Origin of the sequence: Caenimonas soli, assembly GCF_013155545.1 — a bacterium.
Taxonomy (GTDB): domain Bacteria; phylum Pseudomonadota; class Gammaproteobacteria; order Burkholderiales; family Burkholderiaceae_C; genus Ramlibacter; species Ramlibacter soli.
Window position 1 is genome coordinate 25,051 of sequence record NZ_JABJVV010000003.1, and the last position, 16,160, is coordinate 41,210.

Here is a 16,160-nt window from a genome sequence, read left to right on the forward strand (position 1 = left end):
CTTGCCTCAGACCGTAGCGCCTGCGTTGGGATCGCTGGGGTCTTCGTCCTTCTTGCCCGCGGACTTGACCAGGTCCTCGCGCTTGATGCCCAGCCACATGGCAATGGCGGCGGCGACGAAGACGGAGGAATAGATGCCGAACAGGATGCCGATGGTCAGCGCCAGCGCGAAGTAATACAGCGTCGGGCCGCCGAACAGCAGCATCGACAGCACCATGATCTGGGTCGAACCGTGGGTGATGATGGTGCGGCTGATCGTCGAGGTGATCGCGTTGTCGATGATCTGCACCGTGCTCATCTTGCGGTAGCGCCGGAAGTTCTCGCGGATCCGGTCGAAGATCACCACCGATTCATTCACCGAATAACCCAGCACCGCCAGCACCGCGGCCAGCACCGCCAGCGAGAACTCCCACTGGAAGAAGGCGAAGAAGCCCAGGATGATGATCACATCGTGCAGGTTGGCGATGATCGCCGCCACGGCGAACTTCCACTCGAAGCGGAACGCCAGGTAGATCATGATGCCCGCCACCACCATGGCCAGCGCCTTGAGGCCGTCGGTGGCCAGCTCCTCCCCGACCTGGGGGCCGACGAATTCGGTGCGGCGCAGCGAAACGGCGGGATCGTCGGCCTTCAGCGCGGCCAGCACTTTGTCGCTTTGTTGCGCGGAACTAACGCCTTTCTGGGCCGGCAGGCGGATCAGCACATCGCGGGAGGTGCCGAAATTCTGCACTTGCACGTCGGCAAATCCGAGATTGGAGACCGTGCGCCGGACCTTCTCGACGTCGGCGGCATGCGAATAGCCCACTTCCATCACGGTGCCGCCGGTGAATTCCACCGACAGGTGCAATCCCCGCGTCACCAGGAAAAACACGGCTGCGGCGAACGTCAGGAACGAGATGATGTTGAACACCAGCGCGTTTTCCATGAACGGAATGTCGCGCCGGATCTTGAAGAATTCCATTGTTCTTTTCCCCTACTCGGCTTTGGTTATAGCGCCATCGGCGTCCGGGCGCCATACCGTACCTATCGACACGGTCTTGAGTTTCTTCTTGCGCCCGTACCAGAGGTTGACGAGGCCGCGCGAGAAGAACACCGCGGAGAACATCGAAGTCAGGATGCCGATGCAATGCACCACCGCGAAGCCGCGCACCGGCCCGGAGCCGAATGCCAGCAGCGCCACCCCCGCGATCAGGGTGGTGATGTTCGAATCGAAAATCGTGTTCCAGGCGCGCTCGTAGCCCGCATTGATGGCCGCCTGCGGCGACGCGCCGCTGCGCAACTCCTCGCGGATCCGCTCGTTGATCAGCACGTTGGAGTCGATCGCCATGCCCAGCGCCAGCGCCATGGCGGCCATGCCGGGCAGGGTCAGCGTGGCCTGCAGCATGGACAGCACCGCCACCAGCAGCAGCAGGTTCACGGCCAGGGCCACGCCCGAGAACAGGCCGAACAGCATGTAGTACACCGCCATGAAGGCGCAGATGACCGCGAAGCCCCAGGCGACGCTGTGGAAGCCCTTGGTGATGTTCTCGGCGCCCAGCGTCGGGCCGATCGTGAACTCTTCGATGATTTCCATGGGCGCGGCCAGCGAGCCGGCCCGCAGCAACAGCGCCACGTCGTTGGCTTCCACCGTGGTCATCCGGCCGGAAATCTGCACCCGCCCGCCGCCGATCTCGCTGCGGATCACCGGGGCCGTCACCACCTCGCCCTTGCCCTTTTCGAACAGCAGGATGGCCATGCGCTTGCCCACGTTCTCGCGGGTGATGTCCTTGAAGATGCGGGAGCCCTTGGCGTCCAGGGTCAGGTGAACGGCCGCTTCCTGGGTCTGGTTGTCGAAGCCGGGTTGGGCGTCGGTCAGGTTGTCGCCGGTCAGGATCACCTGTTTCTTGACGATCACCGCCTGGCCGCTGCGCTCGAGATAGCGCTCGGTGCCGAAGGGAACGGGCCCGTTGCCCATCTCGGCGGCCCGGGCTTCGGCGCTCTCGTCCACCATCCGCACTTCCAGGGTGGCGGTGCGGCCCAGGATGTCCTTGGCCTTGGCCGTGTCCTGCACGCCGGGCAGCTGCACGACGATCCGGTCCAGCCCCTGCTGCTGGATCACCGGCTCGGCCACGCCGAGTTCGTTGATCCGGTTGTGCAGGGTCACCATGTTCTGCTTGAGCGCCTGGTCCTGGATGCGGCGGGCCGCCTCGGGCTTGATGGTCGCCGTCAGCTTGTACTCGGTGCCTTCGGGCACCTCCACCGACTGCAGGTCGGGAAACTGGTCCGCCAGCACGGCCTTGGCCGCCTCCAGCGTCGGGGTGTCGCGAAACCGCACCTCGATGGCCTGGCCGTTGCGGTTGATGCCGCCATGCCGGACATTCTTCTCGCGCAGCGTGGTGCGCAGATCACCCGCCAGCGACTCGGCCTTCTTGGTCAACGCGGCCTGCATGTCCACCTGCAGCATGAAGTGCACGCCGCCACGCAGGTCCAGACCCAGGTACATGGGCGCGGCGCGCAGCGCCGACAGCCACTTGGGCGAACCCGACAGCAAGTTCAGGGCGACCACATAGGAAGGGTCGCTGGGGTCGGGAATCAGGGCCTTCTGGATCGCGTCCTTGGCCCTGAGCTGCAGGTCGCCGTTTTCGAGGCGCACCTTGACCGAGTTGTTGTCCCGCGTGATGGCTTCGGCCTTGATGCCGGCCGCGGCCAGCGCCTGCTCGACGCGGGCCTGGGTGGTGCTGTCCACCTTCACGGTGGCCTTGCCGGCCGACACCTGCACTGCGGGCGCCTCGCCGAAGAAATTTGGCAGGGTGTAGATCGCCCCCACCAACAGCGCGATCACGATGATCGCGTACTTCCAGACCGGATAGCGGTTCATAGCATCAAGGTGAGAACACGGGTGCGCCGCACCCGCGTACTTGGATTACTTAAATGTTCCCTTGGGCAGGACTTGCACCACGGCGCTGCGCTGCACCTGGACCTCGACGCCAGGGGCGATTTCCACGCCGATGTAGACGTCGCCCAGTTTCGTCACCTTGCCGAGCACGCCGCCCGCGGTCGCCACTTCGTCGCCCTTGGCCAGCGCCTCGATCATGGAGCGATGCTCTTTCTGGCGCTTCATCTGGGGCCGGATCATCACGAAGTAGAGCACCACAAACATCAGCACCAGCGGCAGCATGCTCATCAGTGAGGACTGCATGTCGCCACCGGCGGCGGTTTGGGCAAAGGCGGAAGAAATGAACACAGTGGCTCCAGGATCGATGGTCTTGACGGAAACGCCCGCGAACAAGCCGGCACGACAATGTGCCGCAGCGGGGAAAGGGTTCGATTGTATGCGGCGCGTCGCCGGGTAATAAGTTGTAACGCGAGCGCCGTCAGCGCTGCAGCCAGCCATTGATTTCATCGACGTTGTCCGCCCTGAAATTCCCCGCCAGCGCCTTCAGGCGAACCCGGGCCACCACATAGTTGAAGCGGGCCTGCGCCAGGTCGCGGCGCGCAGTCCCGGCCTGCTGCTCGGCATTCAGGATGTCCAGGCGCGTGCGGGCGCCCGCCTCGAAGGAGCGGCGGCTCGACAGTGCCAGCTGTTCCGCCGAACGCACCGCCTGCTCCAGCGCCTTCACGCGCAGCACGCCTTCGGTGACGCCGCGAAATTCCTTGTGCACACGAACACCGAGGTCGCGCCGGGTTTCCTCGAGCCGGCCATTCGCGCGGTCGAGCAGGGCCTGGGCCTCCCGCACCTGCGAGTTGACATAACCGCCCTGGAAGATCGGGATGGCGAGCTGCACGCCGATCTGCTTCTGGTAGAAGCGGCTGTCGACGCGCGTCACGATATCGCTGTTGCTGCGCGAGATCTGCGCCACGGCATCCAGGGTCGGGTAATGGCCGGCTTGGGCCTTGTCGATATCGGCCGTGGCAACCTCTACCTGCGCCCTTGCCGCAGCGATCTCCGGGCTGCTGGCCTCGGCCTGCGCGGTCCAGGCATCGATGCTGTCCGGCGCCGGCGGCGCCAGCTGCAGCTTGCCCACGTCGATTGGCGCCACCCGTTCCAGGACCGGCCGGTTGATCAGCACCTGCAACTGCCGGCGGGCCAGGTCGACGTTCTGCCGGGCCTCCAGCTCCTGCGCCAGAGTCAAGTCCAGGCGGGCCTGGGCCTCGTCGATGTCGGTGCGCGTGCCGGCGCCGGCGCCCAGCCCCTTGCGCGCCGCGTCCAGCTGGGCGGTGTACGTTGCTTTCTGCGCGCCTACCAGCAGCAGCTGCTCCTCGGCCAGCAGCGTCTCGAAGTAGGCCTGCGTCACGCGGACCAGCAGGTTCTGCTCGTCGCGCTCCAGCTGGGCATTGCTGCCGGCCACCTGCGCCTGCGCCTGGCGGTACTGCGCGGCCAACTGCTTCCGAAAGAGCGGCTGGCGCAGCGTGAGGGCGTTGTTGCTGCTGGTGTAGTTGTCGTTGGTGGTCGTGCTGCGGCCCAGGGCGTCCGGCCCCGTGGTCTCGAGATCATTCCTGTAGCGGGAAGCGCTGGCTGAAATGTTCGGGAAGAACTGGGCCCGGGCTTGCGGCAGGCGCTCGCGGCCGGCATCGGCCGCCGCACGCGAGGCCCGGATGGTCGCGTCCTGTTCCAGCGCCAGGCGATAGGCCTCGACCAGGTCGAGCGACCAGGCCGGCTGCGCCGCGCACGCCATCGCCACACTGAACGCCGCTGTCGCCGAGAGGAGATGGCCCATGATCATTCTTCCTTCATCGAGGCTGCGATCCGCTTGGTCAACGGGCCCAGCATGTAGATCAGCAATGAACGCTCGCCGGTCTTGAAGATCACTTCGGTGGGCATGCCGGCCTGCATCTGGCGTCTTCCCAGTTTTTTCAATCCGTCGGGCGTCACCGTCACGCGGGCCAGGTAGTAGCTCGTGTTGGTCGCGGGGTCGGTGATCAGGTCGCCGGAGACCGAGAGCACCTTGCCGTCCACCACCAGGACGGGCGAATGGGCGAAGGCGGAAAACCGGATATCCACCGGCAGGCCCGCATGCACGCGGTCGATGAAGTGGGGCTGCACATGGGCTTCGAGCAGCAGCGGTTCGTCGTCGGGAACGATGTCCATCAGCTTCTGGCCCGGCTGGACCACGCCGCCGGGGGTCTGAACCGCGAGGCCCACCACCTGTCCCTTGGCCGGCGCCTTGATGTCCACGCGTCCCAGTTCGTCCTGTTGGGCACGGAATTTCTCCATGTCGCCCTGTGCCTCGCGGCTGACGTCGGCGATCTGCGTCTGGATTTCCTTGCGGTATTCCTGCTGGCGCGCGATAGCGCGCTGGCGCAGCTCGCCGACGGCGCGCCGGGCCCGGATGGTGTTGCCTTGCAGCTCGGCGATCGCGGTGTTCGATTCGGCCACCGCGCGCTCCAGTTCCAGCTGGCGGTTGCGGGGCGCATACCCCTCCTCCACCAGGCCCCGCGTATTCTTCAATTCCTCGCGGAGCAGCGCCAGCTGGCTTCTGCGGCTCCCCAACATTCCCTGGTACGACTGGATCAAGCCCTCCTGCCCCTGGATGGCTTCGTTGAGCGATTGCAGGTCGGCCGCGAGCGCGGCCCGCCGCGAAACCAGCAACTGCTCCTGGGTCGTCATCTGGGCGCGGATCAGGGGGTCCTCGCCACCCGCGACCAGGTCGGGGTGGTAGGCGATGGCGGAGTTGCCCGCCTGTTCCGTGAGCAGCCGGGCCTGCGTGGCCCGGAAGGACAGGTAGCGCTGGCGGGTGGTTTCGAAGTTGGCGCGCGCCACCGCTTCGTCCAGCTTGATCAGCACCTGCCCTTCGGCCACGCGCTGGCCCTCACGCACCAGAACCTCCTTCACGATGCCGCCCGTCAGGTGTTGCACGGCCTTGCGCTTGGTGTCCATCGCCACCAGCGCGGGCGCGGCCACGCCCTCGTCCAGCGGCGCAAATGCCGCCCACAGGAGAAAGCCGCCGAAGCCGACAGCCAGCGCCCACAAGCCGATGCGGCCCGCCCGGCCCGTGTCGGTGTCCAGCGGAATGTCCAGCAGCGCCAATTCAGTTCCGGTTGGCTGGGCCAGTTCGCGATCCAGCGGCTTCATCAATGAAAAATCGGCCATGGGGATAAGCTCCTGAAACGTCGTCGATGTGCGGCTGGGGATCCTTGGCTCAGGCTGGCTGGCGAGCCAGCTCGGAGGGGGAAGGTTGCGCGGCAGCAGTGGTCGGCGGGCGCCGGCCCAGCGTGGCAGCAACCTCGGCGCGCGGACCGCTCGCCACCAGGCGGCCGTCGTTCAAGAGCAGCACCCAGTCGGCCGCGCCTATGAGTCCCGGCCGGTGCGTGATCAGGAAGACGGTCTTGCCCTTGGCCTTGAGCTGGCGCACGGTTCGCGCCAGCGCTGTCTCGCCTGCGTCGTCGAGGTTGGCGTTGGGCTCGTCCAGCACCACCAGGGCGGGATAGCCGTAAACCGCACGCGCCAACGCGATGCGCTGCCGCAGGCCGCCCGACAGCATGCCGCCGGCTTCGCCGATGACGGTGTCATAGCCGTTGGGCAAACGCAGGATGACGTCATGCAGCCCGGCGCAGCGCGCCGCTTCGATCACCTTGGTCGCGTCGATGGCGCTGAATCGCGCGATGTTCTCGGCGATCGTTCCATCGAACAGCTCGACGTCCTGGGGCAGGTACCCCAGATGCGGACCCAGCGCCAAACGGCTCCAGCTGTCGATGGGCGTTCCATCCAGCAGCACCTCGCCGGCGACACCGGGCCAAATGCCCACCATCACCCGGGCCAGCGTCGACTTGCCAGCCCCCGAAGGGCCGAGGATGGCAACCACCGTGCCGGGCGTGATCGAGAAATCGATGTTGTGCAGGATCGGTGCCGCTCGGCCGGACGCCTGCGCCGTCACATTGCGCAGCGTCAACTCACCGCGGGGCGGTGCCGGCGACTGCAAGTCGGCGCGGTCGGGGAACTCGCGCAGCAGCTGTTCCAGCCGCGCGAAAGCGGCGCGCGCGCCGACGAAGCCGCGCCAGCTGCCCACCATCAGGTCGATGGGCGCCAGGGCTCGGCTCATCAGCACGCTGCCGGCGAGCATCCCGCCGACGGTGAGCTGCCCGTCGATCACCAGCAGGGCTCCGGCGCCGAGTGCCAACGATTGCTGGCTGTAGCGGATGAATTTGCTCCAGGCCATCACCCGGTTGCTCACGGCCTGCGCCGACGCGTTGCGGGCCAGGAACAGCCGATGCCGCTCGCGCCAGCGGTGGCGCAGGTTCTCCACCATGCCCATGGCCTCCAGCACTTCCGAGTTGCGCAGCTTGCCCTGCAGGTAGAGATGAAGGTCGCTGGCCGCCTGGCCCGCGGCTTCGGCGGGGGCCACCGTGCGGCGGTGCCCGAACCAGGCCAATCCCGCCTGCAGGATGGCAAAGACGATTGCCAGCGCGCCCAGCAACGGATGCAGCAGGAAGATGACCGCGATGTAGAAGGGCGCCCAGGGGGCGTCGAAGAAGGCAAAGATGCCCTGGCCGGTGATGAATTGCCGCAATTGCAGCAGGTCGCTGAAAGCGCGGGCCGGGCCGGCGCCGGCGCCGGCGAGGCAAGCGCGGAAGCTGGCGTTGAAGACCTTCGTTCCGAGCTGATCGTCCAGCCGCACGCCGGCGCGCACCAGCACGCGCGACCGCGTCCATTCGCAGACACCCATGACTCCCAGCAGGAACAGGCAGATCAGCGAGATCGCCGCCAGCGTCAATTCGTTGTGGCTCACCAGCACGCGGTCGTAGACCTGCAGCATGTAGACCGTGGGCGTGAGCATCAGCAGGTTGGCCACCGCGCTGAACAGGCCCACCATGAGGAACTCGCGCCGGAACGACCACAGCGAGGCCCTCAGGTCGCTGCGCCGGAAGGACGTGGAAGTCATGCAGCGGCCTCCGCGGCCGGTTGCGCCGTGATGCCCGTGGCGGGGCGTTGCTGCAAGCTGGCCGCACGGCCTTTCGCGGCTGCCTGTTCACCGGCTTTTCTCAGCGCCGCCAGGACTTCATCGCGCGGGCCGAACGCCTGTGTCGCCCCGTCCCGCAGCAGCAGGATCTTGTCCACCACGCCGAGCACGCTGGTGCGATGCGTGACCACCACGAAGGTGGTACCGCCGGCCTTGTGCTCGGCGATCGCCGCGGCCAGCGCGGCGTCGCCCACTTCGTCCAGGCTCGAATTCGGTTCGTCGAGCAGCACGAAAACCGGCTTGCCGTACAGCGCGCGGGCCAGCCCGACGCGCTGCCGCTGCCCGCCCGAGAGACGGGCGCCTTCAGTTCCCACTTCGGTTTCATACCCTTCAGGCAAGGCCTGGATGAAGTCATGCAGTCCCACGGAACGCGCCGCCTGCTCCACCTTGGCCTGGTCGATTTCGCCGAAGCGGGCGATGTTTTCCGCCAGCGTTCCATCGAAGAGCTCGACGTCCTGCGGCAGGTAGCCCACGTGCGGCCCGAGCTGGGTCTTGTCCCAAATGTGGGTGTCGGCACCATCCAGCCGGACCTTGCCGCCCACGGAGGGCCAAAGCCCGGCCAGCGCGCGTATCAGCGTGGTCTTGCCCGAAGCGGAGGGGCCGATCACGGCCAGCACTTCCCCGGGTTTGAGCTCGAAACTGACGCCCCTCAGGATAGGAACCTGGGTGCCCGGCGCGGCGGTGATGATGTTCTCCGCCGCCAGGCGGCCGCGCGGCGGGGGCAGCGGCATGCCCTGGGGCCTGGCCGGCAGCGCCGCCAGCAGCTTCTCCAGCCGCTGCTTTGCATCGCGGGCCCCGACCGCCGTGCGCCACTGCGTCACGATTTGCACCAGCGGCTGCAGCACGCGCCCCCCCAGGATCGAGCCCACGATCACCATGGCGGCGCCCCCCTTGAACTCGTTGCGCAGCAGCAGCCACGCGCCCAGTCCCAGCAGCAGCGACCCCATCACGACCTGCAGCACCTTCGAGATGGTCAGGTACAGGCCGGCACGCTCGGACGCGAATGCCTGGAGGGCCAGGAATTCGCGCTGCTTGCGAATCCAGCGCCGGTGGATGTCGCCCAGCATGCCCATGGCCTGGATCACCTGTGCATTGCGCACCGAGCCGTCGGCATACTGCTGCGCCGCCAGGGCGCTGCGATTGGCCGCCGACAGCGGCGGCTGGGTGCTGCGCTCGTTCAGCCAGGCGATCGAGGTCTGCACGATTGCACCCACCAAAGCCGCCCAGCCCAGGACGGGGCTGATCGCGAACATCAGCACCAGGAACACCAGCGAGACCGGCGTTTCCATCACGGCGCGGAGCAAGGGCGAGGGCAGGAAGTCGCGCAGCATCCGCAGGTCGTTGAGCGGTTGGGTCGGCGCGCCGCCCATGCGTTTGAGGCTGGCTTCGAAAGTGGCCGAGAAAACCCGGTCGCTCAATCTCCGGTCCAGCTCCAGGCCCGCTCGATGCATGAGTTCCGAATGGGCCCACTCGAGGGTTTCCATGACGACGTAGGCGCCGAGCACCAGCAAGGTGAGCATCAGCAGCGTGAAGGGGTTGCGGCTGCTGACGACGCGGTCGTACAACTCCAGCATGTACCAGCTGGGCATCAGCACCAGCAGGCCCGCGACCAGCGTGAACCAGGCGCAGCGCACGAAGTAGGGGCGCAGCGAATCGAAGGCCCTTCGCAATTCGGTGGCGGGACGCAGAACAGCCCTGAGGTCAGGTTCCATGCGGGTTCTCCATCACCATGTATTCGGGCAGCGCCGCCGGCCCGGGGGTTTGGCGAACGGCTGCCTCGTCGCCCGCCTCCGAAAAGACGAAGGCCAGTTCGAAACGGCCGGCCGTGGTGGAAGAAAGCACGACTTCCCGCAGCTTCTTGTCGTGGAAGGCCGCCTCGTCCTGCGGCTTCAGTCCCAGCTCGAAGCGAATCCGCCCGTCCAGCGTGTACATGGAGAGCTGGCCCGACTTGAGGCTCAGGGTGTGCCGGTCGAAATACACCGGACAACGCTCGTTGAAGCGCAGCAGGGGCAGCGGCCGGTCGCCCAGCTTGGCAAGGTTGAATGGACTCTGCGGATTCTGGAACAGCAGGCGGCAATGGCGCGACACCGAATAGATCGCGTTGCACACCATCTGCGATCCCATCTGGGGGAACTGCTCGCGCAGCGGCTGGTACGCCATGTGATGCAGGGCAACGCGGTTCCACACCCGGGTCTTTTGCACCAGCGGAGCCAGGGCATTGCAGGTCTGCGCAAAGGCTGACTGCAGTTGCTGCAGCTTCACCGCCTGCTCAGGCGAAGTGTTCAGCGGTATGCGCAGCGAAATATTCATATAGGAACATTGATAGTTGTTCCTATATGAAAAGTCAAAAAAGAATGCGGTTGCGCTGCGCTACCTCAGCGATGCGAACGCCTCAGCCGACGCGGGCAACTTTGGTGGCCGCCTGCGTGTGGGGCCATTGGCTCATCAAGCGCTCCCACTGCAGGCGCGCAGCGGCCAGGTTGCGCTCCTTGACGTGGCCGAAGCCCTTGATCTGCTCGGGAATGCGGGCGATCTCCACGGCCAATGCATGGTTGCCGGCGTTGAGCGATCCCAACACCTGCTCGACGCTCGCGCGGTACTCGCCGATGAGCGCGCGTTCGGTGCGACGCTCTTCGGTCCGGCCAAAAATGTCCAGCGCCGTGCCGCGCAGGCCCTTGAGCTTGGCCAGCACACGAAAGCCGATCAGCATCGCGGGCCCGAACTTGCTCTTCTGCAGTTCGCCCTTCTCGTTGCGCTTGGCAATGATGGGGGGCGCCAGATGGAAGTTGACCTTGTAGTCGCCTTCGAACATGGCGGCGATCTTTTCCTGGAAGCCAGTTTCGGCGTGCAGCCGGGCGACCTCGTACTCGTCCTTGTACGCCATCAGCTTGAACAGGTAGCGGGCCACCGACTCGGTCAGCGCGCTCTTGCCCAGCGGGATTTCAGCGAGGCGCACCTTGTCGACGAACTGCTTGTAGCGGTCGGCATAGGCCTCGTTCTGGTAGGCGGTGAGGAATTCGACGCGGCGGGCGACGATGCTGTCCAGCGTTTCGCGCTTCTTGAACTCGATCACCTGGGCCGATGCCAGCAGCTTTTCCACCGAGGCCCAGTCGTGCGCCGCGCGGCGGCCCCACTCGAACGCGGCCTTGTTGTTGTCCACGGCCACGCCGTTGAGTTCGATGGCGCGCATCAGCGACTCGCGGCCCAGCGGGATCCAGCCCTTTTGCCAGGCATAGCCCAGCATCATCGGGTTGGTGTAGATGCTGTCCCCCATGAGCTTGGTGGAAGCCACGTCGGCGTTGAAAGCCGACACGCCCGCCGGACCCACGGCGTGGACGATCTCGGCGGCGCAGGCATCGGACGGATTGGCCCAGCTGGCGTTCGTGACGAACGCCGCCGTCGGCGTGCCGTGCGAGTTCAAGGCCACATGGGTGCGGCCCTCGCGCATGCGCAGCACCGTCTCCTTGCCGGCGGCGACGATGGGGTCGCAGCCGATCACGAGGTCGGCACCGGCCATGCTGACCCGCGTGGTGCGGATGTCCTCGGCACGTTCGCCGATCAGCACATGGCTCCAGGTGGCGCCGCCTTTTTGCGCCAGGCCCGCGGCGTCCTGGGTGACGATGCCCTTGCCCTCGATGTGCCCGGCCATGCCCAGCAGCTGGCCGATGGTGATGACGCCGGTGCCGCCGACGCCCGCCACCACGATGCCGAAGGCGCCGTTGATGGCCGGCAACCGCGGCTCGGGCAACTCGCCCAGCTCGAACGGCGACACCGCTTTTTCCTTGGACTTCTTCTTCAGCTGGCCGCCCTCGACGGTGACGAAGCTCGGGCAAAAGCCCTTCAGGCAGCTGGTGTCCTTGTTGCAGGTGCTCTGGTTGATCACGCGCTTGCGGCCGAACTCGGTTTCGAGCGGCTCGACCGACAGGCAATTGCTCTTGACGCTGCAGTCGCCGCAGCCTTCGCACACCAGGTCGTTGATGACCACGCGCACGGCCGGATCGACCAGGGTGCCGCGCTTGCGCCGACGGCGCTTCTCGGTCGCGCAGGTCTGGTCGTAGATGATGGCCGTGGTGCCTTTGATCTCGCGGAACTCGCGCTGGATGCGATCGAGCTCGTCGCGGTGATGAACTTCCACGCCCTGCGGCAGCTTGGCCACCGTGTACTTCTCCGGCTCGTCGGTGACGATCACCTCGCGGGTCACGCCCTCGGCCATCAGGCTGTGCGCGATCTGGATCACCGAATGGCCTTCGGGACGCTCGCCGACCTGCTGGCCACCCGTCATGGCGACGGCGTCGTTGTAGAGGACCTTGTAGGTGATGTTGACACCCGCCGCGATGGACTGGCGGATCGCCAGCAAGCCGCTGTGGAAGTAGGTGCCGTCGCCCAGGTTGGCGAACACATGCTGTTCGGTGGTGAACGGCTGCTGGCCGACCCAGGGCACGCCCTCGCCGCCCATCTGGGTGAAGCCGACGGTGGCCCGGTCCATCCAGGTCGCCATGAAATGGCAGCCGATGCCGGCCATCGCGCGCGAACCTTCCGGCACGACGGTGGAGGTGTTGTGCGGGCAGCCCGAGCAGAACCAGGGCGCGCGGTCGGCCTTGACCTCCAGCACCTGCATGGAGCGCTCCTTGGCTTCCAGGATCGCCAATTGCGCGTCGATGCGCGCGCCCAGGTCGCCGTCCACGCCCATCTTCTTCAGGCGCTGCGCAATCGCGCGGGCGATCAGGGCCGGCGACAGGTCGGCATTGGCGCGCAGCAGCGTATTGGCCGTGGGATTGGGATGCGACCATTCGCCGCCGGACATGTCGCCCTCGACCTCGTTGAACTTGCCGATGACGTTGGGCCGCACGTCGGGACGCCAGTTGTAGAGCTCTTCCTTCACCTGGTATTCGATGACCTGGCGCTTTTCCTCGACGACCAGGATCTCGCGCAGGCCCTTGGCGAATTCGCGCGTGCCCTGCGCCTCCAGCGGCCAGACCACACCGACCTTGTGCAGGCGGATGCCGAGCCGGCGGCAGGTTTCGTCGTCCAGCCCGAGGTCCATCAGGGCCTGGCGCGTGTCGTTGTAGGCCTTGCCGCTGGCGATCAGGCCGAAGCGGTCGTTCGGCCCTTCGATGGCGTTGTAGTTGAGGCGATTGGCGCGGATATACGCCAACGCCGCGTACCACTTGTAGTCGAACAGGCGCGCTTCCTGGTCCAGCGCATGGTCCGGCCAGCGGATATGCACGCCACCGGGCGGCATCTGGAAGTCGGTGGGAATCCGGACCTCCACGCGCTCGGGATCGATCATGGCCGTGGCGCTGGACTCGACGATTTCCTGGATGGTCTTCATGCCGGCCCAGACGCCGGAGTAGCGGCTCAGAGCGAAGGCGTGGATGCCCAGGTCGAGGATCTCCTGCACGCTGGCCGGAAAGAACACCGGCAGGCCGCAGGCCTTGAAGATGTGGTCGCTCTGGTGCGCGGCGGTGGAACTCTTGGCGACATGGTCGTCACCCGCCACCGCGATCACGCCGCCCCAGGGCGTGGTGCCCGCGAGATTGGCGTGCTTGAAGACGTCGGAAGTGCGATCAACACCCGGGCCCTTGCCGTACCAGATGCCGAACACGCCGTCGAACTTGTGGGTCTCGGGCGCCGTGAAGCCCAGTTGCTGGGTACCCCACAGCGCAGTGGCCGCCAGTTCCTCGTTCACGCCGGGTTGAAACACGATGTTCTGGGCCTTGAGGTACTTCTCGGCTTTCCACAGCGCCTGGTCATAACCGCCCAACGGCGAGCCGCGGTAACCGCTGATGAAGCCCGCCGTGTTCTTGCCGACCTGCGCATCGCGCAGCCGCTGCAGCATGGGCAGCTTGACCAGGGCCTGCACCCCGCTCATGAAGGCCCGTCCGTAGTCGAGCGAATATTTGTCGTCGAGCGTGACGGTCTCGAGGGCCTTGCGGATGTGTTCGGGTAGGGGTGCGTTCATGGACGTCTTGTCTCCTTGGGAGTGCAAAGTGTATGCCCGCAGCCCGGATATGTCTTTGCGTTCTATGCCCGAATAGCGGCCTTCCGAGAAAGATCCTTGCTCTAAAATCGACTTTATGGAAACGCTCGACAAGTTTGACATCCAAATACTCAACGAGCTGCAGGCCGACGCCCGGCTGACCAACGCGGAGCTGGCCCAGCGCGTCGGCCTGTCGGCGGCGCCGTGCTGGCGGCGCGTGCGCGCGCTGGAAGAGGCCGGCTTCATCAAGGGCTACCACGCGGAGATCGACCGCCACAAGATCGGGCTGGGCGTGTTGGCCTTCGTGCGTCTGGACGCCAACCGCAACACCGGCGAGCTGACGCGCGAGATGGAAGAGGCGATCCGCAAGATTCCCGAGATCGTTTCCTGCCACTACATCAGCGGGGCCGGCACCTTCGAGCTGCAGGTGGTCTCGCGCGACCTCGACACCTTCTCGCAGTTCGCGCGCAAGGTGCTGATCAACCTGCCCAACGTGAAGGACTTGCACACCAGTTTTTCGCTGGGCGAGGTGAAGGCCAGCAGCAGCCTGCCGCTGTCGCACCTGGGAACGCGGATCAAGTAAGCCGCTCAATCCTTCACGCAGTTCACCACCAGCTGGGGCGCCAGATAGCGCAGTACGGCTTCGCGGCCGCCCGCGCCCAGGCCGAATTCCGCGCGCAGACGCGGATTGCTGTAGACGGTCTGCTGCGGCGTCATGCCACCGGCATCGCGCAGCAACACGTCGTTCCCGCGCGCCCCGGCGTCGATCACGGCGGAGTCGTCCATGAAGCGCACGCTGAATTCGAGGTTCTGGTCGCAGCGATAACGCTGCAGGCCGGCGGCAGGGGACGCGGAAAGCGCAGGCGCCGCAGCCGGGGCGGAAGGCAAGGCCGGGGCGGGCGGCGCCGATACGCAGCCCAACAACGAGCCTGTGGCCAGCAGGCCGAGTGCGAGAAATTTCATGCCCGCCATTGTGGGGCGCGGCCCGCCTTCTGTGTGGCTTGCCTACTGTTGGGTCACTTCGGCCACAGCACCCACAGCCGCAGCGGCTGCTTGAGCCGGCCCGCCACCTCGCCCGCCTCGGCGCCCCAGCCTGTGAAATAGTCCGCCCGCACCGCCCCGACGATGGCGCCGCCCGTGTCCTGGGCCAGCACCAGCCGTTGCAAGTTCACCGCAGGCCCGCTGGAGGCCAGCCATACGGGGGTGCCGTAGGGGATGCTGTCCTTGTCCACGGCGATCGAGCGGCCCGGGGTGAGCGGCACGCCCTGGGCGCCGCGCGGGCCGAAGCCCGCGTCCATATCGGACAGGGACTCTTCGCGGAAGAACACCGTGCGCGGATTGCTCCACAGCATCTCGTTGACTCGCTGCGGGTTCTGCGCGGCCCAGGCCTTGATGCCGGGCCAGGAGGCGTCGCGGATGGCCCCCTGCTGCAACAGCCAGCTGCCGACGCTGCGGTAAGGCTGCTCGTTGGTGGCGGCAAAGGCCAACCGGACCAGCCGCTGGCTGCCGTCCGGCTCGGCGATGCGCACGCGCCCGGAGCCCTGGATCTGCAATACCAAGGCGTCCAGCGGGTCGGCCAGCCAGGCGATCTCGCGCCCGCGCAAGGCCGCCCGGGCTTCCGGCAAGGTGTCGATTTCCTGCCGCGTGTACCAGGGCCTGCGCCCGGCGAGGTTGCCCGGCGGCCGGTACAGCGGCACGTTGTGGGTGGCGGTCGCCACGCGGCTGGCGTCGAGCAGGGGCTCGTAGTAGCCCGTCAGGAGACCCTCGGCGGGGCCTTGCAGCGGCTCCACGCGATAGGGCTGCAACCGCCGCACCATCCAGGCGCGCTGCTCAGCGGGCGTACCTATCGACAGCCGCCGCACTTCCGGGCACAGGGCGGAGAACGCCGGCCCCGGCCGCTCGCAGCTCTTGAGCCAGGCATTCCAGGCCTCATGCAGCGTGTCCTCGGCAAAGCCCGGCAGTTCGCTCCAGCGCACCGGCTGCCAGCGGCTCTTGCCCTGGACGATGGCGGGGGGAAGCGGCGTTGCATCGGCCGGCAACGGCACCGGCAGCGCGGAAACCGGGGGCCGCACTTCATCGGCCGGCGGCAGCGGCACACTGCCACAGGCTGCCAGCATTCCTACAATAGCCAGGCAAAGGAAACGGCTCATGCTCCTGATTCTGCTTGAAGCGCTGCTGGCGTTGGTGCTGCTGGTGCTGATTGTCTGGTGGACGATGTTTTCCGGGCGCAAAAAAGGCGAGCCG

General features: G+C 66.6%; 12 protein-coding genes. 1 reads left to right on the plus strand and 11 read right to left on the minus strand.

The annotated features are described in order from the left end of the window. Positions 1–6: 6 nt before the first annotated feature. The 9 genes from secF to HNE04_RS05340 all read right to left on the minus strand — a co-directional run bounded on the left by secF (position 7) and on the right by HNE04_RS05340 (position 13,898). The gene (gene secF, locus HNE04_RS05300) at positions 7–960 is read right to left on the minus strand and encodes a protein translocase subunit SecF (RefSeq protein WP_172217478.1); all 954 of its coding nucleotides are present in this window, start codon (positions 958–960) and stop codon (positions 7–9) included. A gap of 12 nt (positions 961–972) precedes the next feature. Further along, a complete protein-coding gene (gene secD, locus HNE04_RS05305) occupies positions 973–2,856 on the minus strand; it encodes a protein translocase subunit SecD (protein WP_172217480.1) in 1,884 nt (627 codons plus the stop codon). Between the two features lie 45 nt (positions 2,857–2,901). Beyond that, positions 2,902–3,222 carry a preprotein translocase subunit YajC gene (gene yajC / locus HNE04_RS05310; RefSeq protein WP_172217482.1) on the minus strand — a complete coding sequence of 107 codons (321 nt, stop codon included), beginning with the start codon at positions 3,220–3,222 and terminating at the stop codon, positions 2,902–2,904. Between the two features lie 130 nt (positions 3,223–3,352). Further along, the gene (locus HNE04_RS05315) at positions 3,353–4,696 is read right to left on the minus strand and encodes a TolC family outer membrane protein (protein WP_172217484.1); all 1,344 of its coding nucleotides are present in this window, start codon (positions 4,694–4,696) and stop codon (positions 3,353–3,355) included. A 2-nt stretch (positions 4,697–4,698) separates the two neighbouring features. After that, complete coding sequence (locus HNE04_RS05320; RefSeq protein WP_235964812.1) at positions 4,699–6,069, minus strand: HlyD family type I secretion periplasmic adaptor subunit; 1,371 nt, start codon at positions 6,067–6,069, stop codon at positions 4,699–4,701. A gap of 49 nt (positions 6,070–6,118) precedes the next feature. Continuing rightward, positions 6,119–7,858: a type I secretion system permease/ATPase gene (locus HNE04_RS05325; protein ID WP_172217486.1), complete on the minus strand. Its 1,740-nt coding sequence runs from the start codon at positions 7,856–7,858 to the stop codon at positions 6,119–6,121. Beyond that, positions 7,855–9,648: a type I secretion system permease/ATPase gene (locus HNE04_RS05330; RefSeq protein WP_172217488.1), complete on the minus strand. Its 1,794-nt coding sequence runs from the start codon at positions 9,646–9,648 to the stop codon at positions 7,855–7,857. The genes HNE04_RS05325 and HNE04_RS05330 overlap by 4 nt, the downstream gene beginning before the upstream one ends. Continuing rightward, complete coding sequence (locus HNE04_RS05335; protein WP_235964813.1) at positions 9,638–10,246, minus strand: hypothetical protein; 609 nt, start codon at positions 10,244–10,246, stop codon at positions 9,638–9,640. Before HNE04_RS05335 ends, HNE04_RS05330 begins: the two co-directional genes overlap by 11 nt. 82 nt (positions 10,247–10,328) lie before the next feature. Further along, positions 10,329–13,898 carry an indolepyruvate ferredoxin oxidoreductase family protein gene (locus tag HNE04_RS05340; protein WP_172217489.1) on the minus strand — a complete coding sequence of 1,190 codons (3,570 nt, stop codon included), beginning with the start codon at positions 13,896–13,898 and terminating at the stop codon, positions 10,329–10,331. A 115-nt stretch (positions 13,899–14,013) separates the two neighbouring features. Here HNE04_RS05340 and HNE04_RS05345 point away from each other — a divergent pair, with 115 nt between their 5' ends. Then, positions 14,014–14,499, plus strand: a complete 486-nt coding sequence (locus HNE04_RS05345) for an Lrp/AsnC family transcriptional regulator (protein ID WP_172217490.1) — start codon at positions 14,014–14,016, stop codon at positions 14,497–14,499. A 5-nt stretch (positions 14,500–14,504) separates the two neighbouring features. Here HNE04_RS05345 and HNE04_RS27955 read toward each other — a convergent pair whose 3' ends face one another. Together HNE04_RS27955 and mltA are read right to left on the minus strand one after the other, a co-directional pair. Continuing rightward, positions 14,505–14,879 carry a hypothetical protein gene (locus tag HNE04_RS27955; RefSeq protein ID WP_235964814.1) on the minus strand — a complete coding sequence of 125 codons (375 nt, stop codon included), beginning with the start codon at positions 14,877–14,879 and terminating at the stop codon, positions 14,505–14,507. A gap of 53 nt (positions 14,880–14,932) precedes the next feature. Further along, entirely contained in the window at positions 14,933–16,066 is a 1,134-nt protein-coding gene (gene mltA, locus HNE04_RS05355) for a murein transglycosylase A (protein WP_172217491.1), read from the minus strand. Between the last annotated feature and the right edge of the window lie 94 nt (positions 16,067–16,160).